This window comes from Bifidobacterium animalis subsp. animalis ATCC 25527, assembly GCF_000260715.1.
Classification (GTDB): domain Bacteria; phylum Actinomycetota; class Actinomycetes; order Actinomycetales; family Bifidobacteriaceae; genus Bifidobacterium; species Bifidobacterium animalis.
Genome location: NC_017834.1, coordinates 1315444 through 1335218 on the forward strand (window position 1 = coordinate 1315444; position 19775 = coordinate 1335218).

Annotated in this window: 15 protein-coding genes; 5 read left to right on the top strand and 10 right to left on the bottom strand. The window is 61.0% G+C overall.

What is annotated here, in order from left to right:
- The first annotated feature begins 64 nt into the window (after window positions 1-64).
- Window positions 65-829, top strand: coding sequence for a GTP pyrophosphokinase (locus BANAN_RS05565; RefSeq protein ID WP_014697942.1), 765 nt, complete (start codon window positions 65-67; stop codon window positions 827-829).
- An 85-nt stretch (window positions 830-914) separates the two neighbouring features.
- Here the strand turns inward: BANAN_RS05565 and BANAN_RS05570 are convergent, their stop codons facing one another.
- The gene (locus BANAN_RS05570; RefSeq protein WP_014697943.1) at window positions 915-1700 is read right to left on the bottom strand and encodes a Bax inhibitor-1/YccA family protein; all 786 of its coding nucleotides are present in this window, start codon (window positions 1698-1700) and stop codon (window positions 915-917) included.
- A gap of 261 nt (window positions 1701-1961) precedes the next feature.
- Here BANAN_RS05570 and BANAN_RS05575 point away from each other — a divergent pair, with 261 nt between their 5' ends.
- Window positions 1962-2987, top strand: coding sequence for an NAD(P)H-dependent amine dehydrogenase family protein (locus BANAN_RS05575; RefSeq protein WP_014697944.1), 1026 nt, complete (start codon window positions 1962-1964; stop codon window positions 2985-2987).
- A 124-nt stretch (window positions 2988-3111) separates the two neighbouring features.
- Here BANAN_RS05575 and BANAN_RS05580 read toward each other — a convergent pair whose 3' ends face one another.
- Genes BANAN_RS05580 through BANAN_RS05590 form a run of 3 tightly spaced genes read right to left on the bottom strand, consistent with a single transcriptional unit; the run spans window position 3112 to window position 6706 of the window.
- A complete protein-coding gene (locus tag BANAN_RS05580; RefSeq protein ID WP_014697945.1) occupies window positions 3112-4368 on the bottom strand; it encodes an ABC transporter permease in 1257 nt (418 codons plus the stop codon).
- A gap of 34 nt (window positions 4369-4402) precedes the next feature.
- Window positions 4403-5683, bottom strand: a complete 1281-nt coding sequence (locus BANAN_RS05585; RefSeq protein WP_014697946.1) for an ABC transporter permease — start codon at window positions 5681-5683, stop codon at window positions 4403-4405.
- Between the two features lie 33 nt (window positions 5684-5716).
- Entirely contained in the window at window positions 5717-6706 is a 990-nt protein-coding gene (locus tag BANAN_RS05590; protein WP_014697947.1) for an ABC transporter ATP-binding protein, read from the bottom strand.
- Window positions 6707-6852: 146 nt separating this feature from the next.
- Here BANAN_RS05590 and BANAN_RS05595 point away from each other — a divergent pair, with 146 nt between their 5' ends.
- Together BANAN_RS05595 and BANAN_RS05600 are read left to right on the top strand one after the other, a co-directional pair.
- The gene (locus BANAN_RS05595; RefSeq protein ID WP_014697948.1) at window positions 6853-8019 is read left to right on the top strand and encodes a sensor histidine kinase; all 1167 of its coding nucleotides are present in this window, start codon (window positions 6853-6855) and stop codon (window positions 8017-8019) included.
- On the top strand, window positions 8016-8699 hold the full coding sequence (locus tag BANAN_RS05600; protein ID WP_014697949.1) for a response regulator transcription factor: 684 nt from the start codon (window positions 8016-8018) through the stop codon (window positions 8697-8699). Before BANAN_RS05595 ends, BANAN_RS05600 begins: the two co-directional genes overlap by 4 nt.
- Here the strand turns inward: BANAN_RS05600 and BANAN_RS05605 are convergent.
- Both BANAN_RS05605 and BANAN_RS05610 read right to left on the bottom strand, forming a co-directional pair.
- A complete protein-coding gene (locus BANAN_RS05605; protein ID WP_014697950.1) occupies window positions 8681-10765 on the bottom strand; it encodes a GmrSD restriction endonuclease domain-containing protein in 2085 nt (694 codons plus the stop codon). The two genes, BANAN_RS05600 and BANAN_RS05605, sit on opposite strands and share 19 nt — an antisense overlap.
- 147 nt (window positions 10766-10912) lie before the next feature.
- Window positions 10913-11554, bottom strand: coding sequence for a sugar O-acetyltransferase (locus BANAN_RS05610; protein ID WP_041777141.1), 642 nt, complete (start codon window positions 11552-11554; stop codon window positions 10913-10915).
- A gap of 172 nt (window positions 11555-11726) precedes the next feature.
- Here BANAN_RS05610 and BANAN_RS05615 point away from each other — a divergent pair, with 172 nt between their 5' ends.
- Entirely contained in the window at window positions 11727-11978 is a 252-nt protein-coding gene (locus tag BANAN_RS05615; RefSeq protein WP_014697952.1) for a hypothetical protein, read from the top strand.
- Window positions 11979-12061: 83 nt separating this feature from the next.
- On the opposite strand, the gene acnA is transcribed toward BANAN_RS05615, so the two are convergent.
- From acnA to BANAN_RS05635, 4 genes are all read right to left on the bottom strand, one after another.
- On the bottom strand, window positions 12062-14761 hold the full coding sequence (gene acnA / locus BANAN_RS05620; RefSeq protein WP_014697953.1) for an aconitate hydratase AcnA: 2700 nt from the start codon (window positions 14759-14761) through the stop codon (window positions 12062-12064).
- Between the two features lie 67 nt (window positions 14762-14828).
- Complete coding sequence (locus tag BANAN_RS05625; RefSeq protein WP_014697954.1) at window positions 14829-17399, bottom strand: HAD-IC family P-type ATPase; 2571 nt, start codon at window positions 17397-17399, stop codon at window positions 14829-14831.
- A gap of 48 nt (window positions 17400-17447) precedes the next feature.
- A complete protein-coding gene (locus tag BANAN_RS05630; protein ID WP_041777031.1) occupies window positions 17448-18035 on the bottom strand; it encodes a type 1 periplasmic-binding domain-containing protein in 588 nt (195 codons plus the stop codon).
- Between the two features lie 330 nt (window positions 18036-18365).
- Window positions 18366-19676: a class I SAM-dependent RNA methyltransferase gene (locus BANAN_RS05635; RefSeq protein WP_014697956.1), complete on the bottom strand. Its 1311-nt coding sequence runs from the start codon at window positions 19674-19676 to the stop codon at window positions 18366-18368.
- Window positions 19677-19775: the final 99 nt, after the last annotated feature.

Consider the following 19775-nt stretch of genomic DNA (forward strand, 5'->3'; position numbering starts at 1 on the left):
ACACATTGTTTTTTCAGATGCCCTTCCCTACAATGGGCCTGTGATACTCGACAGACAGAAACGAATGAACACCGCGGAGATTCGCGCCCGCCTGGCCGCGTCCAAACGATCGCTTGGACTGAACGGCGACGAAGATGCGGACGACGGCGTCGATCTGATCACTGATTTCATCAACCAGATGCAGATCTACGAGGGAGCGATGTACGAGCTGAGCACCAAGCTCGAGATTCTCGACTCCGAATTCCAGGTGCAGTTCTCGCATAATCCGATCCACCACCTCGAACGCAGATTGAAATCGACCGAATCGATTCTGGGCAAACTCGACCGGCGTGGCCTTCCCTATACGGTGGAGGCGATTCGCGACAACCTGTTCGACGTCGCTGGCATACGTGTGATCTGCAATTACCGGGACGATGTGTATTCTGTGGCAAATTATCTCTCGGCGCAATCGGACATTCAGGTGCTGCGCGTGAAGGATTACATACGCAGCCCCAAGCAGAACGGCTACCGCTCGCTGCATGTAATCTATGCGGTGCCGGTGTTCCTGTCGAGCGGCGCGCATTATACGCCGGTCGAAGTGCAGTTCCGCACGATCGCGATGGACTACTGGGCGAGTCTGGAGCATGCGCTGCGCTACAAGACCGATCTGCCCGACGACAAGCACGCCGAGCATTCACAGACGCTGCTGGACTGCGCGCGTGCATTGCAGAACGTGGAGACGCAGATGCAGACGATTCACCGCGACATCAATGGCGCACCGCAGGGTGGCGAGGCACCGACCGCGAATGAGGACTCCCCGATTCGCAATGCAACGCTTAAGGGGCAGTGAGCTTCCGCAGCGGGAAACAGATGGGGCGACCGTGTTTCCACGGTCGCCCCATCTGTTGGGAATGCTGGGACGGAACCTGTCGGTTCTAATCGCGGCTCAATCCAAGCGCCTGCAGAATGTACAGGAACAGGTTGATGAAGTCGAGGTACAGGTTCAGCGCACACAGGATGGAGATCTTCTTGATTGCCTCCGGTCCCTGCGAGGCATAGGCGGCGAACGCCTTCTTCGTGAACTGCGCGTCGTAGATCGTCAGTCCTGCGAACAGCAGGATGCCGATTGCGGTGACCACCTTGAGCATCGTGTTGCTCGGCGCCACGAACATCATGATCACCTCGGCGATGATGAGCACGACCAGTGCGATCATGAGGATCGGACCTGCCTTGAGCATGTTGCCCTTCGTGGTCAGGCCGAACATGGTGAGCGCGAAGTAAAAGCCGGCGCTCACCAGGAATGCGATGCCGATGGTGCCCAGATCGTAGGCCAGGAAGATGGTGCTCAGCGTGACGCCCATCAGCGCCGCATACACGTAGAAGCACACGCGAGCGGCCGTGGTGGACATCTTCATCACGCGCATGCCCAGATATATGGCCAGACCGATCTCGACGATGGCGAGAATCCACATGCCCATACCGCCCGTAGCCTGCAGGAAGCGCATGTAGAAGCCGCTCATCTGCGTGAAGATCGCCATGGCGGCGGTGACGAGCAGGCCCAGGCACATCTCGCCGTATGCGCGCGTCACCGAGACATGCTCGGCGCGCTCGTATGACTGCGAGGCCTGAACATTGATCGTGTTGGCATAGTTCATCGGTTGCTGCCCATATGGTTGCTGGCCATATGGCGAGCCGTTCATAGGCTGCTGCCCATAAGTCATGTTCGTTCCTTCTGTCGTATGTGCTAACAGTATAGACTGTTCGTGCAGGGAATACCCCCAGAGGAGGCTGAAAGCCGGCTGGGAGCATATGCATCTTCACTCATTGTAGGCAACAGCCATGGAACGCAGGTATTCCGCAGACGACCTGCCGATTATGGAGGTTCCGCGAAGCCGGACGCCGGCGGGGTTTCGCCCGCTATAGTGGGAGTCACGGCCCGCACACGCAACGATGCGTGATGGCCGCCAAGCAAAGGAGTGGTTATGGAACCTATTCGCGCAATCCAATTCGGCTGCGGCAAGATGGCCAAGTACACCGTCAGGTACATGCATGACAAGGGCATGCAGATTGTGGGCGCCATCGATGTGAACCCAGACGTGGTGGGCATGGATGTCGGCGAGTTCGCCGGAATCGGACCGCTCAACGTGACGATCAGCGATGACGCCGACGCCGTGCTCGACTCATGCGATGCGGACATTGCGGTCGTCACGCTGTTCAGCTTCATGGACGACATCGAACCGATGTGCGAGGCATGTCTCTCCCGCGGCATCAGCGTGATCACCACCTGCGAGGAGGCAATCTACCCGTGGACGACGAATCCGGCCGTGACCAACCGCCTCGACCGCATCGCCAAGGAGAACGGCGCCACCATGGTCGGCTCGGGGATGCAGGACATCTTCTGGATCAACATGGTGGCCCAGGTGGCAGGCGGGTGCAATTCTATGACGAAGATCAGCGGCGCCACCAGCTACAATGTCGAGGATTACGGCCTGGCGCTTGCCAAGGCGCACGGCGTGGGTCTTACGGCCGAGCAGTTCGAGGAGCAGCTGGCGCATCCCGACGAGGTGGTGCCGTCATACGTGTGGAACTCCAATGAATCGCTGGTGCAGAGGCTCGGACTGACGATCAAGTCGCAGACGCAGCGTGCGGTGCCTTACTTCAGCGATGTCGATGTGTATTCGGAGACGATGGGCGAGACGATTCCGGCGGGGGTGTGCATCGGCATGTCGGCGGTCGTCACAACCGAGACGATGCAGGGACTCACCATCGAGACCTCATGCATCGGCAAGGTGTATGGGCCGGACGACGGCGATATGTGCGATTGGAGAATCGAAGGCGAACCCGACACCGAATTCCATGTGGTCAAGCCCGCGACGGTGGAGCACACCTGCGCCACCGTGGTCAACCGCATCCCCAACGTGCTCAATGCGCCGGCAGGCTATGTGACGGTCGACCAGCTGCCTGAGATCAACCATCTCTCCTACCCTGCGGCGATGTACGTCGCCTGACATGCTCCGGTTCAGGCGAGGGCATATCTGAGGGGCAGCGGCGCTGAGGAGCGTGCTACGCGCGTAGCGCGCAGACACCTTGACGAAGCGCCGCTGCCCCTCAGATATGCCCTCGCCGGTTTCGCTAGACCTCGGCCAATTGGGTCGAGGCCGGAGCCGCAAGGTTCGGGCGCAGACGGCGCATCTGTGACAAGGCGAGCCCCAATGCGATGAACGCCACGCCGAACAGAAGCACCAACGCAATACCCGGGAACCAGTTGGATACGCTCACGGTGCCTTCGGAATTCATCGCGGCGCTGATCGACCGGCAGAACCACCAACCCGGGGTGCATTTGCCTATGACGATCATCACCTTGGGCATCAGATCCACCGGGAACGCCATGCCCGAGGTGAACATGATGACCAGACCATATACATTGGCGATCGCGTTGATTGCCACACTGTTGACGGCGATCATGCTCACCATGAAGCCGCTGGCCGCGGCCGTGAGACTATAGGCGACCATCGTCAATACGCACAATAGGAATCCCCTCGGGTCGACGCCGGTGATCGGCAAGCCGGCCGCCACAGGAAGAGCCAGGGCGAGCGCCAGATAGAACAGGCTCACGAGCACACCGAACAAGCCACAACAGGCGAACTGCTGGAACAGCATCGAACCGGTGCGTTGCGGTGAGGCATACATGCGTCTGCGCACGCTTGCCCCCGAGAACGATCCCATCGTCATAGCGGTGATCGTGAACATTGCCGCGACCATCGGATAGGCTCCCATGTTCATCATCGTCTGGAACGCGTACCGCCCGTTCGCCTCCCGGTCGTCGGTCCCTGCCGGGTCCTCGGCGATGGCGATCTGCGGGTAGGCGTCGGCATTGCCGGTAAGATCCGCGATCACCGAACCGGCCGCCGCATTCAATGAGGCAACGCTGACTGAGGAACCCGACGACGCTGCATCTGCAAGCGCAGTCATGCGGGTGAGGTTCAGGAAATCCTCCACCTGCAGTTTGGCGAGGGAGCCGTAGGCTCCGGTGAAGCTGGTGACCGTCTGCAGCTCGGGGACGGCGGAATCCGAGGCGAATGCCGCAGCCAGGTCATCGACATAGCGTTCGGGAATGATGACGATGAGGTCGGCATAGTTTGAGGCCGCGGCGGTCTGCAGGTCCTGGGAGGTGGTGCCCACATCGACGAGGTCGCAGTCCTTGGCCAGGAATTTCCTCAGCGAATCCGCGAACTCTGAGCCGGCGCCCCCATTCCGGTCGACCACCGCCACTTCGGGTCGCAGCGTCTCATAGGTGGTGGAGTTGTCGGTGTTCGAAAGGTTCTGGATGATGCTCCAGGACAGCCCGAACATCATGAGGCTCAGGTAGACGATGTAGACGAGAATCATGGTTCGTTGGGCGAACAGGACTCGCCAACATGTTCTAAAGGTGCTCATAACGTTGCCTCCTGAGGAAGATCGTGGACAGTGCCAGGACGAGCACGGTCATTGCGAGGAGAATGCCCGACGTGCGTAGGAACGGGGCGTAGGAATCGTAGTAGAGCAGGTCGTAGAACAGGTTCGTGATCTGCTGGGTGGGATTGACGATGGCGAATCCGGGGGCGTTGCGTTGGATCCAGTCGCTCAGGTTCATTGCGCCGGTGCCGTAGAGTCCACTGAATATCGAGAGCACACACGACAGCGCGGTGGTGATGCCTATTTTCACGCCGGAAGTGAGCTTCGGCAACGATCCTATGAGCGTGCCGAGCGCATTGGCTGTAAGGGACGCGAGCAGCAGCGCCAGGACGAGCACGGGCCACCGGCCGCCGAAGTCGACCTTGCATACGAAATGGATGTAGAGCGTCGCCACCACCATCGAGACCGATGCACATAGCCAGCTGGCGAGGAAACCTCCCATGAGCTGGTTGAACCTGGAGAGCGGGGCCAGCGACCGTCTCATACCAAGCGTCGAAAGATTCGCCTGCGTGGCGCACACGGTCGTGGTGGCGAAGGTCATCGACATGAGTGCGGTCATGGCGAGCAGCGCATAGTAGAATCGGACGGATTCGGTCGGCTTGAAATGGGTGAGGCTCACATCTTTCGTGAACGTCGGGGTGTCGCCCATCTCCTTGGTGAACGTGGCCTCGCGGAACACACCCGGATCGGTGTTGAGCAGCTCGGTCACGGTGATGGTTCGCCTATTGAACATGCCCACGGCACCATGCAGAATGTTGAGGGATGCACTGAAGCCGGAATTTCCGGTGTCATCGTTGACGGCTGCGACGCTGGCACGACTGATCGTCAGGTTCAGCAGCCCGTCTTCCGTGGCGTTGATGTAGCCGCGCACCCCATGGTCGGCATTGATGAGGCCCTTGGCCTCTTTGACATTTGGCACGGCCTGCAATTCCAACAGGTTCCCGAGTTCGGAACCCACCTGCCCGGACGCCGTATCGGGCGCGGTGCCTTCCATGGCGTTCCCGCACCCCTCGTTCCGCAGCGGATCCCGCTGCATCGCATGCAGCATCTGACGCGCGTTGGTCGCCTTGCAGAAGTTCGCGTCCGCGACCACCGCGAACCTCATCGTATGTATTTCGTAGACCTCGCCGATGTTGCCGAACATGCCCATGAACATCGTCGACAGAATGATCGGGAAGCAGAAGAGCCAGAACAACGAACTCTTCTCACGCAGATTCACGCGCATGGTGTTGAGGAATGTACTCCACATGTATTCACCTCCTTCGTCGTATGTGCCACACGCTCAATCGCGCAGGTCGGTTCCGGTGAGGGCCAGGAACACGTCGTTCAACGTCGGCGCACGCGAGCTCACATGCCCCACGGGGATGTCGAGCGAGCGCAGCACCTGCAGCACATCGATGAGATTGTGCTCGCCCTGCGAACAGACCACCACGAGCTCGTCGTTCTCGAACGTCACCTCGTGCACGGCCCCCAGCTCGCCCAACATCGAGGCGGCCCGTTCGCACAGGGTCTCATTCGCGCTCAACGCCGGCGCTTCGACGGTGATTCGCTCGCCGGCATCGATCATGTGCTTGAGCTCGTCTGCCGTGCCGATGGCGATCTGACGGCCGTGATCTATGATCTGGATGCGGTCGCAGATCTGCTCGACCTCCTCCATGTAATGGCTCGTGTACACAACGGTCGCGCCACCCTCGTTGAGCCGTTTGATGCCTTCGAGAATCGAGTTGCGGCTTTGCGGATCCACCGCCACCGTCGGCTCGTCGAAGAAGATGAGCTCGGGTTGGTGCACTATGCCGCATGCAATGTTCAATCGGCGCAACAGGCCTCCTGAGAGCTTGCGCGGGCGGAATCTGCGGTAATCCTCGAGTCCCACGAATTCGATCGCCTCGTCGACCAGCCGCGCACGTCTCGTCTTGTCGGCGACGTACAGCGAGCAGAAGTACTCGATGTTCTCCTGCACGGTGAGCTCGTTGAATACGGCCACGTCCTGAGGCACCACGCCGATCCTGCGCTTCAGGTCGTAGGCGGTGGGGCCCATCTTGCCTCCGAATGCACGGATCTGGCCCGAATCATAGGTGAGCAACCCGAGAATGCAGTTGATCGCGGTGGTCTTGCCGGAACCGTTCGGCCCCAGCAATCCGTAAATCTCCCCAGTGCGCACGTTCATGTTCAAATAGTCGAGCGCGAGCTTGTCGGCATATCGTTTCACCAGTTCGCGCACCTCGATCGCCGGTGCGGCGTCGCGCTGTACGTTGTTCTCTGCTGTGTTCATGCTTCCATATTGCCGAACAGGCAACGGCCGACACGGTGCCGTGAATCACCGTTTTTGTACGAATGGTGACATTTGTCACCATTCGGCATGACATTCGCCCTGTTTTCATGAACAATGGAACAGAACAGGAAGGGAGAGACAACGGCATGATCATCTCCGTGGGAGCCCATGCGCTGATGTTCGTCGTCAGCGTGCTGTTCACGGTGATGCTGAGCGGCGACACCGACACCACCTTCGTCATCGGTCTGCTGTTTTGCGTGATCCTCTGCTCGTTGATCCGTCTGGCTTCCCTCAGATGCTGGATCGCGCTCGCCATGATGTTCTGCATGGTCTGCCTGTTTGTTCCGCAATGGATCGCGTTGATGCCGATCGTGGGCTTCGATCTGGGGTTGCGGGTGCAGTCGTTGGGCAGGTCTTTCCAAATGCTGGTCTGCGCTCCCCCACTGGTCTGCGGAATCGTGGCCGGTCAGCACAGCCCGCCATTGCACGATCTGTCTGCCGCAGCCACCTCGCCGCTCGTGATGACCCTTTGGATCCTGTGTGCGCTCACCTCCCTGGCCGCTCTCGGCGGCTGGGTATTCGCACTTGTGCAACGAAGACAACGGTGCTTCCAATCGTTGGCAGACGACCAACGGGAACGTATCCGCCGTTCGCGCGCTCGTCTCGCCGATGTCGAATCCGCCAGATCGGCGGACCTGCAGCATGCGCGGCTCACCGAACGCACACGCATCGCACGCGAGATCCACGACAATGTGGGTCATCTGCTCACGCGTGCGATCATGCTGACGAATGCGGACCAAGTGATTGCCACCAGCACCGGTGACACGCTGCATGCCGATCAATTCGGGCAGCTCGGCCATACCCTCGACGAGGCGATGACGATGATCCGCAAATCCGTGCATGACCTCAAAGACGAAGGCACTGATTTTCGGGCGATGATCGAGGATGCCGTGGCCACCGCCAAGCAATCCGATGTCGAGATTCACCTCTCCAATGCCATCGATGCCGTGCCTTCCCATGTGGCACATGCATTCACGGCCGTGATTCGCGAAGCGTTGACGAACACGATCCGGCATAGCGCAGCTTCCGAGGCTCACGTGCATCTGATTGACCTGCCGGGGTTGTGGCAGCTGGTCGTGCAGGACAACGGCGGCGTGCCGGAACGCGGTCGTGTGGCGAGCACGGGCATTGGCATCGCCGACATCGAGGAACGGGCGCGCGCATTGGATGGCACAGCTACCTGCGGCTACCATAACGGCGGATGGCGCGTGTTCATGTCCGTCCCGAAAACAGCGGAAAGGAATATACGATGAAGGTTGCGATTGTTGACGACGACCCTATTGTCTGCTCGTCCATCGGCACGATTCTCACGGCCACTGGCACCGCCGAGGTCGTGTGGACTGCGCATGACGGGGGCGCCGCCGTGGTGGCCTATGCACGTCAGAAACCGGATGTGTTGCTCATCGACGTGCAGATGCCGGGCACCGACGGCCTTGAAGCCAGCGAGCGCATTCTCGCCGAGCACCCCGACGCCCGCATTCTCGTGCTCACCACTTTCGCCGATTCGGAGTACATTCGCCGTGCCATCGAATTGGGCACGAAAGGCTATCTCATCAAACAGGACGTGGCTTCGGTGATTCCCGCAGTGCAGGCGGTCATGGCCGGGCAGGTGGTGTTGGGTGCGGACGTGCTGCGCAACCTGCCGATGCACGATGCGTTTGGGAATGTGGAGGGACCAAAGGCGTCTCCGTTACCGGAAGATTCCAGATTCGCGCATCTCACCGACCGGGAGCACGACATCGTCGAGCTGGTCGCCGAGGGGCTCGACAATCGTGAGATCGCGGCGAAGCTGTTCCTGAGCGGGGGCACCGTGCGCAACCGCATCAGCGACATTCTGGCGAAGACGAACATCTCGAACCGCACGAAGCTCGCCATCGAATGGCTGACGTCGCATGACCCTCACATCCATGATCATCACATCGATGTGCGATAGGTCTTCCAGATATCGCTCAATGCACGGCCGTCGGATTCCCGCTTCCATACGTTCAGGCTCGCCGAGGAACCTCCGATGGCGCGGGCAGCGGACGTCGGTGTCGCATATTCGGTTCCATTCTCTCCCCGGAACCCGGACTCGGTGACGGTGATACGCCAGATCTCGTGCTTGCGTGGGCGGTTCCATACGAATCGGTCCCCCACCGTGAGCAGACCGGCGCGCACCACTTCACCCACCGTCACACGCTTCGACGTGCGTCTACTGCGATGCGCTGAGGCGCCTATGCGGTCGGACTGCCCCTGCGGCTCCGCCAAAGATCCCAGCTCCCCCGGATTGATGTTCCACGCCTGTGCGATCAGCTCAACGATCTGGTGCTGCCGCAATTGCAGGAACTGCGGCGTCAGCTTCTCAAGTTCGCCTATCACGCGCGTCAATGGAAACTGACGTGAGCTTGGGCTGCGCAGAATGCGGGCTCGTCGCGTCTGGAAGTCGTCGAGTCCCTCCATCGATTTGCGGGTGGATTGGGTGAGCACATAGTTGCCTATGCGCTCCGCCCAGTAATCGCACTGACCAGCAGGCCAATCCGCGAAATCCGACCCCGACTGTATACGTACGGGGATGAGCGGCACCGCATTGAGACTACGCGGTCGGGTGATCCGGCCTCCGGACAGCTGCTCGTTCGCACGGATCAGCAGCAGGCGTTTCATATTGCTGTCGATCGACAGTTCGCCGCGCAGATGCAGCATGGCGAGTCGTTGCTCGTCGCCGTCGACATGGAAGCCTGCAATGCGCTGCAATGGGACGCCTTTGTTCAGATCACGCACGATTGTGGACGAGCGTGTGCGCCGTTCAAGCTCGCTCTTGCCGTTCAGGCAATCGGTGCCGGTGACGCGGTCGAGCGAGGCGAGCACGTCACGCAGACGTTGGGCGTCATGCACCTTCACCTGGTGTTCGCGTTCATGATCCGTCCTCTGCCGTTCGAAGACGACGGTGTCGGGGTCGTCGAGTCCTTTGAGCGAATGCACGAGCACCCACATGGCGACTGGATGCCAGTCCTTGGAGGGGTAGTCATTGAGTCCTATGAGCAGATCGACCACGTCGTCCGGCAGCAGGCTCTCTCCGGGTCGGTGAATGATCTCATTGGCGATCGCGTATGGCCGCAGCACCTCGTCGATGTATTCGATGCCCTCGCCCTTGCGCATATAGCGCTCGAGCACATGGTCCATGAAGTCGGCGATGAGTGATTCGCATAATGGGGCCTTGGTGGCGATGAGGTCGAGATCCTTGAAGAAGCGTTCGATGCGTTCGGTGTCGTCGCCCATCGGCTCCATGATTTCGTCCCAATACCTGGCGTAGGCGTCGCGTGCCGCCGGTGAGATGGACGAGACCACCTTCGCCTTGAACACGTCGGAGGGGGTCAGCGGCATGCCACGCATGTTCATCACGTCGAAGATGCGGTAGGCGCCGGAGATGTCGTCGGTGGTCACGATGACGAACATGACGTCGTTGACCAGGTATTGCGCGAACTGGCGGCGTTCGTCGTCCTGCATACGCGCCAGAATGTCGTACGCGCATCTCGTGTTGCCCTGAATGTTGCGCTGGGCCTGCGTGTGGATATCGGTCTCGCGCAGGTCGAACAGCGCCTCGAGGTCGCCTTGCTGCACGTATTCGCGGAAGAACCCCTCGTCCTGCTCACGCAAGGTGAGTCTCGGCTCCGCGTTGATGCCGCGCAGCTTGTCGCCGGCCTCCATAAGCAGTCCTTCCAGACTGGAGGTCAGTTGTGGATCCTCCTCCAGCGCAAGCAGAATCGAGAACAGGATCGACAGTGAGACCAGGCGTTGCTGCCCGTCGATCACCTGGTGCATGCCGCGCTCGTCATGCACGAGAATCAGCGACCCCAGGAAGTACGGTCCATCGTGCAACGCGCAGGCGTCCATGACGTCGTTGACGAGCTGCCGCATCTGCGCATCATGCCAACTGTACGAACGCTGGAACGAAGGTATGGTGAACCGGTAGTCGGAGGTGAACACCTTCGACAGCGGCTTCTCACTGGCACTAATCGACATCACGTCCCCCTTCCGGCATACGCCGATCATGGCAGGGATGCGTGGTGCGTCCGCATGACGCCTGCCGGTCGCCCGCAATGATCGACGCTGTTCTTTGCTTCACGCTGTCATTGTAACAAGGGTGACGCGCCGGGGTCTGGGCCGGCCTTAGATTCCCTCTTTCCATGCACGATATTCACCTGACTTGCGCTGCCACTGCTCGTGGTCGGCATCGGTGATGGCACGGATCGGACGGCACGGGTTGCCCACGGCAATGCAATGCGAGGGGATGTCCTTGATCACAACGGAGCCGGCGCCGATCACCACGTCATCGCCGATCGTGACGCCCGGGCACACGGTGACGTTGCCGCCGAACCATACGTCGTTGCCGATGGAGATTGGCTTTCCGCCCTCCAGCTGTTCGTTGCGCACCTGCGCATCGATCGGGTGATAGGGTGTGAGCAGGCTGACCCGCGGGCCGAAGAACACGTTGTCGCCGATGTCGATGCGTGCCACGTCGAGGAAGATGCAGTCGGTGTTCGCATAGAAGTTTCTGCCGATGTAGGTGTTGCACCCGTAATCGGCGCGGAACGGCGGCTCAATGTACGAGCCTTCGCCGAAACTGCCGAACAGTTCACGGAACAGGGCTTCGCGCTTGTCGAACTCGTCGTAGTCCGAACGGTTGATCTCCTGCACGAGCCTGCGACGCTTGAGGCTGTGTTCCTTGAGGTACGGGTCGTCTGCGATGTACAGTTCGCCGCTCAGCATGCGTTCGTACTCGCGGGTGTCGGCACTGGTTCCGTTGGTCATGGCGCTCATCGCTCCTTGGGCTCACGATTCATTCTCTGGCTCAAGGATATCCGATGACGCACGGATTGCAATCCACGGCATCCCATGACATTCCAATCTGCGCAGATTGGTGTATTCTGTTCTATGAAAGCGTTTGCAATACTAAACGAACGCTCTTTCAAAGGAGAAAGATATGACATTGCTGTGGAGCAGTCTGTTCACGATCATCGTCGTGGGGCTGGCACTGTGGGTCCTGTATTACATCATCCGTGCCGCTGTGAGCGCCGGCATCAAAGACGCCTATGCCCAGATGGGGTTCATTCGCGAGCCCGACACCGAGGAAGACCAGCTGCAGCGCAGGCGTGAGGAACTGCAGGAAGAGCGCGTGCAGGCCATCGTGAATTCCGAGGTGGATCGAATGTCGAGGGAGAACGGCAAGCATTGAACAAGCGTTGAAATAACGGCTTATATGGGAAGGGGCGCACCTCGTTGGAGGTGCGCCCCTTCCCATATAAGCCGGACGAGTGCTCACTTCATGAGATTGCGCAGCACATACTGCAGAATGCCGCCATTGCGGTAATAGTCGGCCTCACCCGGCGTGTCGATGCGCACAACCGCCTCGAATTCAGTCTTCGAGCCGTCTTTGTGTGTGGCCTCGACATGCACGCTTTTTGGCGTGATGCCGTTGTTCAGCTCGGTGATGCCGGTGATGCTGTAGGTCTCGGTGCCGTCGAGCCCCAGCGATTCGGCGGACTCACCCTCGGGGAACTGCAATGGCAGCACGCCCATGCCAATGAGATTCGAGCGGTGGATGCGCTCGAAGCTTTCGACGATGACGGCCTTGACCCCGAGCATCGCAGTGCCCTTGGCGGCCCAATCACGCGAGGAACCGGTGCCGTATTCCTTGCCGCCGAGCACGACGAGCGGCACGCCGTTGTCGATGTAGTCGCGGGACGCCTCGTAGATGGTCGTCGGCTTCATCGCCAGGAAATCGTAGGTGTAACCGCCGGGCCTGACCTCCTCTCCCACCGAGGCGAGGAGCATGTTGCGCAGACGGATGTTGCCGAAGGTGCCGCGCACCATGACCTCATGGTTGCCACGACGCGATCCGTATGAGTTGAAGTTCTTCGGCTCGACGCCATGTTCGACGAGATACTTGCCCGCCGGGCTCGAGGCCTTGAACGCACCCGCCGGAGAGATGTGGTCCGTCGTGACCGAATCGCCCAGCAGCGCGAGCACGCGTGCGTCGCGAATGTCCTCGACCGGAGCCGGCGTGGCGCTCATGCCGTCGAAGAAGGTCTGCTTGCGTACGTACGTGGACTCCGGGTTCCAGGCGAACAGCTCGCCCTCGGGAACATCGAGCCCCTTCCAACGCGAATCGCCCTCGAACACGCTGGCATAGTCGTTGAGGAACATCTCACGGCTCACATTGCCGCTGACCACCTGCTCCACCTCGGCATTCGTGGGCCAGATGTCTTTCAGATAGACGTCGTTGCCCTCAGGATCCTTGCCAAGCGCCTCATGCTCGAAGTCGAAGTCCATCGTGCCGGCCAGTGCGTAGGCGATGACAAGCGGCGGCGATGCCAAGTAGTTCATCTTGACATCCGGGCTGATGCGCCCTTCGAAGTTGCGGTTGCCCGAGAGCACGGCGGTGACGGTGAGGTCGTTCGCATTGATCGCCTCGGAGATCTCGGGCAGCAGTGGGCCTGAATTGCCTATGCAGGTGGCGCAGCCGAATCCCACCAGTTCGTAGCCGAGACGATCGAGGTCGTCTTGCAGCCCCGCCTGTTTCAGGTAGTCGGCCACCACCTGGGAACCGGGGGCCAGCGAGGTCTTCACCCATGGCTTGGGCTTGAGGCCCTTGGCGACCGCATTGCGGGCGATGAGGCCGGCGGCGATCATGACCGAGGGATTCGATGTGTTCGTGCACGAGGTGATCGAGGCGATGGCCACATCGCCGTTCGTCAATTCGAAATCACCCCGGAAGTCGGTGGAGACGGGAACGGGGTTGCCGTTCGTCTTCTCGGTGATGTAGCCGGGGAGCGTCTGCTCGAAGGTGGTCTTCGCATGGCTGAGTTCAATGCGGTCCTGCGGACGCTTCGGTCCGGCGATTGACGGGACCACGGTGGACAGGTCGAGCTCCAGGTACTCGGAATAGCTCGGTTCCACGAAATTCGGGTCATTGACGTCGTGCCACAGCTTGTTCGCCTTGGCATAGGCCTCGACAAGGGCTACCTGCTCCTCGGAGCGACCGGTGAGACGCAGATAGTCGAGGGTCACCTCGTCGATCGGGAAGATGCCACAGGTGGAGCCAAATTCGGGGCTCATGTTGCCGATCGTGGCACGGTTCGCCAACGGCACCGAGGCGATGCCCTCGCCATAGAACTCGACGAACTTGCCTACGACGCCATGACGACGCAGCAGATCGGTGATCGTGAGCACCACATCGGTTGCGGTGACGCCCTCGGGAATCGATCCGGTGAGCTTGAAGCCGACCACGCGCGGCACCAGCATCGAGATCGGCTGGCCGAGCATGGCCGCCTCGGCCTCGATGCCGCCGACGCCCCAGCCGAGCACGCCCAGACCGTTGACCGTCGTCGTATGCGAGTCGGTGCCCACACAGGAATCGAGATAGGCCAGCGTGGTGCCCTTCGAGAGCTCCTTGCGCATGACCACCTGCGCCAGATATTCGATGTTGACCTGGTGGATGATGCCGGTTCCCGGCGGCACCACGCGGAAGTTCTCGAAGGCCTGCTGCCCCCAGCGTAGGAACTGGTAGCGTTCCCCGTTGCGCTGGTATTCGATGTCCATGTTGATCTCGACGGCATTCTCTACGCCGTAGGCGTCGATCTGCACCGAATGGTCGATGATCATGTCGGACTGCACCTGCGGGTTGATCACCTCGGGATCGCCGCCAAGCGACTTGACGGCATCGCGCATCGTGGCCAGATCGACCACGCATGGCACGCCGGTGAAGTCCTGCATCACCACACGCGAGGGGGTGAACTGGATCTCATGGCTCGGATCCGCCGCAGGATCCCATGCGAGCAATTCCCGCACCTGCTCGTCGGTGATGTTGGCGCCGTCGATGTTGCGCACCAGGTTCTCGACCAGCACCTTCAGCGAGTACGGCAGGTGATCGACGCCTTCAAGATCGGCGATGCGGTAGTAGTCATACGACTTGTCGCCCACCTTGAGGACATCCAGCTGTTCGTCGCGCAGAGACATAGTTCCTCCGAAATCTCATGGATGTTGCGTGCCATTAACACTACAGGGCGTTTGTGTCAACCCTTTTTCAGCCGTTTGTATTGTGAGATGCGCCACCAATCCCGGTCTCGTGGCCCGCCTCCCGCATCCACTTGGGCAGGAAGCGCGAGAACACCCAGATGCTGATGACGAACAGCACGGTGGCGACGGCCATCTGCAGCAACAGGATCCACACCGCGCGCCCCGCGGGCAGCCCGAATGCGAAGAAGCGCGCAATGAACGGGATGCACGCGCCGATCACGCCGGCGGCGGCGAAGGCGAGCACCAGCCAGCCGCGCCATGAATTGAGCGGCTTCGACACCCTGGACAGCACGTAGATACCCATGAGGAACAGCACGGTGGCACACATCGAACGCAACCAGAACAGCTGCTGCTCCGAGGTGAACACATTCCAGTGCATGAATCTGGGAATGAACCAGGCGCTCAGCAGCACCGAAAGTCCCGTGGCGATGCCGCAGGGCACCGAGAACGCGACCACCCTGCGTAGGAAGCCGGGAATATAGCGGCGCGTGTTCGGGGCGAGAGCCAGGAAGAACGCCGGTGCGCCGATCGTCAGCGCACCGATGTAGCTGATGTGGCGGGGCAGATACGGGAAGGGAATGCCCATGAGCACCACGCCGAGCGAAATCAGCGCGGAATAGGCGGTCTTCGTCACGAACAGGCTCGCCACACGCTCCATGTTCGCCATCACCTGACGACCGCGCGCCACCACGTCGGGCAGATGCGAGAACTTCGAATCGACGAGCACCACCTCGGCCACGGCCTTCGTGGCCGGTGCCGCATTGCCCATGGCGATGCCGAGATCCGCCTCCTTGATCGCCAGTGCGTCGTTGACGCCATCGCCGGTCATCGCCACCACATGGTCCTGCGTGTGCAACGCCTGCACAATCGCCTTCTTCTGTTCGGGCAGTACACGGCCGAGCACGTCCACTCCCTCGAGCACCCGGGCCAGCTCATCGACGTTCTTCGGCAGCTCACGTGCGTCCATCGCCACAGGCTTGCGCTCGCCGGTCAACTGCACCTTCGCGGCGATGGCACCCACGGTCACCGGGTTGTCGCCCGAGATCACACGGCAACGCACGCCCTGTTCACGGAACCAGCGAAGCGTCGGCTCGGCGTCGGAACGAATGTGCTCCGAGCACAGCACGATCGCGACGGGCACCGCCGTACGCTCGAGTTGCGGGTTCGTTTCGAAATCGGCAGGCACATCGCCGCCGGGAACATGGGCGATGAGCAGCACGCGGTTGCCATTGTTGGCGTATTCGTTCACCTGCGCGAGAATCTGCTGGTATTCGCCGTCGAACCCGCTCAGCAGCACCTCGGGGGCACCCATGTACCACACGCCATTCTGGTCTTCGTCGGGAAGGTCGTGGAACGCGACCGCGCTCCATTTGCGCGCACTTGAGAACGGCACGCGCGCCAAGCCGGCGGAACCGGAGAAGCCTTGCTTGCTGAGCCCCTCCAACACCGCGCGTCCGGTGCCGTTGGGGCTCTCCTCGTTGGCGAGGTCGTATAGCGCCTGCATTGCATGTTGTTTGTTCCGGCAACCCGGCAGCGCTATGAAATCGTCGTACACGATACCGCCGTCGGTGATCGTGCCCGTCTTGTCGAGATTAAGCGCATCCACTCGTGCGAGAGTCTCCACCGAGTCGAGGTCCTGCACCAGCGTGTTCTTGCGGGCAAGGCGAATGGCGGCGAGCGCAAAATTGAGCGACGTGAGCAACACGAGCCCCTCGGGCACCATACCCACGACGCCGGCCACGGAAGAGACGACGGCCTGGCGCCATTCACCGGTCGCGATGGCGTTGTGCCAGCCGCCGACCGTGCGCATCTGCGTGACAATGAGCAGCACGCACAGCGGCACCACCAGGAATGTCATGAACTTGAGGATCGTGTTGATGCCCTTGTTCAGGTCGGAGACGTTCTTCTTGTACGCCTTCGCCTGAGCGGTCAACGTGGCGGCATAACTGTGGGCGCCGACCGCGGTCACCTTGACGAGCGCCATGCCGGAGACGGCCGTGGAACCCGAATACACGGTCTCGCCCCCCTGCTTGCGCACGGTGCGCGACTCGCCGGTGATCATGGACTCGTCGAGTTCCAATCCCCAGGTATGCAGAATCTCGGCGTCGCACGGGATCTGCTCGCCGGAGCGAATCCACAGACAGTCGCCGAGCACGATGCCGTTATGGGGGACGTCCACATCCTCGCCATCGCGGCGCACGAGGTAATCGGAGGCGATGAGAATGGAGAGCCTGTCGAGCGTGCGCTTGGCCCGCAACTCGGTGACGATGCCGATGCCGGTGTTGATGAGAATGACGAAGCCGAACACCGCGTCTTTCCACGAACCAGTGATGAGCACCATGACCATGGCGGTGAAGATGATGCCGTTGAACAACGTGAACACATTGGCGCGCACGATGTCCGCCAGGGAACGCGACGTCGACGATTTCACCTCGTTCGTCTGGCCGCGCTCCACACGGTCGCGCACCTCGGCCGCGGTGAGCCCCTTCTCGGCAACGTCGGGCATATGCGCATGGTCGTCGCCACCTTGCGCGCCGGTCATCGATACACTCTGCTGTGCATTCGCGGAATCACTCATGTTCGCCAGTCTACTCAACCGTGCGCACGCAGGGGAATACGCCGGTGGTCAGGAACGCGTGCTGACGAAGATCTCCCGCTCATGGGGGTGGTCGAAGATCACCGACTGCAACGCCTCCCCCATGGGCTGCGCGTCCATCATGCGATCGTTGACGACGAAGGTGGCGGCGAACAGCTTGGTGTCGCCCGGCACATCGGTCGGATTGAGCAGCACGACCGGTATGCCCACATTGCGCGCGTTGGCGAGCGCCGTATTCCACTGCGACTCGTCGTCATGGAAGGTGAGCCCGCTGATGACGATGACCTTGGGATGACGGCTCACCGCCTCGTTCACCGCCTGCCGTGCGAAATCGGCAGCGCGTTGCGGGTCCGCCGAGTACTGTTGCACATCGGTGTAGCTCGCCTTGAACTCCTTGGTGGCGAGCGAGCGCATCACCAGCTCGTCCGCGCCACCGTGCGGCGAGCCAATCACCGCGACGTCCAGCCGCGCACCGGTGTTCTCATTGTGGTTGTGCTCATAGGCCCCGTTGTTTTGCGTGTCTCCCACCGCCGCACCTTTCGGCATGCAGCCGGCCATCAGCGCCAGCGCCGCCACAGCGCATGCAATGGCCGCCAACCGTTTCGTTCTCCGTGCCATGTTCCTCCCGCCTGCCGCGCTTCCCGTGCCCATCTCACCCAGTCGTAGCTTGGATGCCGTGAGGTATAGCGTAGCGCGGTTTCGTCATATCTACGCAAATCTGCGACAGAACAACGCATATCGGCGTCCTATTTCGCCAAATCAACGCAGATTGGCGCAAGTACGACGAAAATACGGGCATCTTTTCGTCCGTGTACCGCCAAAGTGCAGCGATATGACGAAAACAGCAGGTCTCAGCGAATGCAAGTACAGATTCGTGCCTGTGACCGGGACGAACCATGGATACAAGCCCGCACCGGCACGGCACCGCCGGCAGATACGCGCTCCCCCTCATTTCACGAAGACTGCGACAGTCTCCACATGGTGGGTCTGCGGGTAGATGTCGAAGGCCGCGATGGAGTGGATCCGGTACCCCTGCTCGGTGAGCGTCGCTGTGTCACGCGCAAGCGAGGCCGGATCGCATGCAATGTAGACGACGATCGGCGCGCCGCTGTTCGCGATCTTATGGCACACCTTGGCCTTCGCACCGGCACGCGGCGGGTCGAGCACGACGATGTCCGGGTGCGCGCGTTGCGGGTCGATGTCCTTGTCGAGCGTGTGCAGCACGTCGCCGCACAATGCCTGCACGGTATGGATTCCCGCGTTCCTCAGGTTCCGGCGCGCGTTGGCCACGGCGTCCTTCGCCCCTTCGATGCTCACGAGCTTGGCGCGGTCGTCGAGCAGTGTGGCGAGGGGCAGCGTGAACAGGCCGGACCCCGAATAGAGGTCCCAGATGACCAGATTGCGCCCGTTGCGAGGTGCACGGTCGCCGAGCGTCTCACGAATCTGATCGATGACATACTGCGGAAGCACCATCGGCGCCTCGCGGTGCATCTGCCAGAATCCGCCGGCATCCACCGTGTATTCGAACGGTTTGCCGTCCACCATGATGGTTTCCTTGAGCGCGCGGCTGCCGTGACGCACTTTGCCGTCCACCATGATCGCATAGTTTCTGCCGATTGCCTTGCGTAACGCTTCGGAATCCGCAATCTGCTCGGCATCCACGCGCGGTTCGGGCACGGCGATGCGAATCTGCGCGTTCTTCGGCAGATTCCCGTCCCACACGCCGTTCATTTCGGCAACTTCGAGCACGGCACGCGTCGCCAGTGGCATCGTGTCGATCGGCACCCGCACATGGGTGCCCCGGCGGCGCATCGACGGGCGTCCCTCGTCGTCGGTGACCATCTCGATGCGGGTGCGCCAGTGAAGACCATGCGCCTGCTCATCCCCTGGCATCGCATATACAGGCACATCGTCAAGGTCGACATGGCCGAGGCGCTTCATCACATCCTTGATGGTGGCTTCCTTCCAGCGTTCCTGGCCTTCCAAAGACACGTGGATGAGATCGGCGCCGCCTGCTCCCCCTCCCATCGCAAGTGGTGCTGCCAACGGCCATAGCGGCTCCACGCGATCGGGGCTGGGTTCGAGCACCTCCACCACCTCGCCCGTCCAGAACCGGTCGTTGCGGTTCGTGGGTTCGTCGAGTTCGATGCGCACGCGTTCGCCGGGCAACGCGAACCGCACGAAGACCACTCGGCCGTCAATGTGCGCCACGCACCTACCCTGATCCGCATATCGCTCGATGTCCACCGTGGCTTCCATATTCCGCCTTTCCGCTCAATACCAAACGAACTTAAGAGTACCGCATGCCATACATACGCGGGGGAGCCCGGTATTGCCGGACTCCCCATGACCCACTGT

Coding starts and splice junctions, on each gene's coding strand:
- BANAN_RS05580 (WP_014697945.1), bottom strand. CDS start 4,368: ATGATTCTCGTCTACATCGTCTACCTGAGCCTCATGATGTTCGGGCTG.
- BANAN_RS05590 (WP_014697947.1), bottom strand. CDS start 6,706: ATGAACACAGCAGAGAACAACGTACAGCGCGACGCCGCACCGGCGATC.
- BANAN_RS05635 (WP_014697956.1), bottom strand. CDS start 19,676: ATGGAAGCCACGGTGGACATCGAGCGATATGCGGATCAGGGTAGGTGC.
- BANAN_RS05575 (WP_014697944.1), top strand. CDS start 1,962: ATGGAACCTATTCGCGCAATCCAATTCGGCTGCGGCAAGATGGCCAAG.
- BANAN_RS05605 (WP_014697950.1), bottom strand. CDS start 10,765: ATGTCGATTAGTGCCAGTGAGAAGCCGCTGTCGAAGGTGTTCACCTCC.
- BANAN_RS05565 (WP_014697942.1), top strand. CDS start 65: ATGAACACCGCGGAGATTCGCGCCCGCCTGGCCGCGTCCAAACGATCG.
- BANAN_RS05630 (WP_041777031.1), bottom strand. CDS start 18,035: ATGGCACGGAGAACGAAACGGTTGGCGGCCATTGCATGCGCTGTGGCG.
- BANAN_RS05570 (WP_014697943.1), bottom strand. CDS start 1,700: ATGACTTATGGGCAGCAGCCTATGAACGGCTCGCCATATGGCCAGCAA.
- BANAN_RS05615 (WP_014697952.1), top strand. CDS start 11,727: ATGACATTGCTGTGGAGCAGTCTGTTCACGATCATCGTCGTGGGGCTG.
- BANAN_RS05600 (WP_014697949.1), top strand. CDS start 8,016: ATGAAGGTTGCGATTGTTGACGACGACCCTATTGTCTGCTCGTCCATC.
- BANAN_RS05610 (WP_041777141.1), bottom strand. CDS start 11,554: ATGACCAACGGAACCAGTGCCGACACCCGCGAGTACGAACGCATGCTG.
- acnA (WP_014697953.1), bottom strand. CDS start 14,761: ATGTCTCTGCGCGACGAACAGCTGGATGTCCTCAAGGTGGGCGACAAG.
- BANAN_RS05625 (WP_014697954.1), bottom strand. CDS start 17,399: ATGAGTGATTCCGCGAATGCACAGCAGAGTGTATCGATGACCGGCGCG.
- BANAN_RS05595 (WP_014697948.1), top strand. CDS start 6,853: ATGATCATCTCCGTGGGAGCCCATGCGCTGATGTTCGTCGTCAGCGTG.
- BANAN_RS05585 (WP_014697946.1), bottom strand. CDS start 5,683: ATGTGGAGTACATTCCTCAACACCATGCGCGTGAATCTGCGTGAGAAG.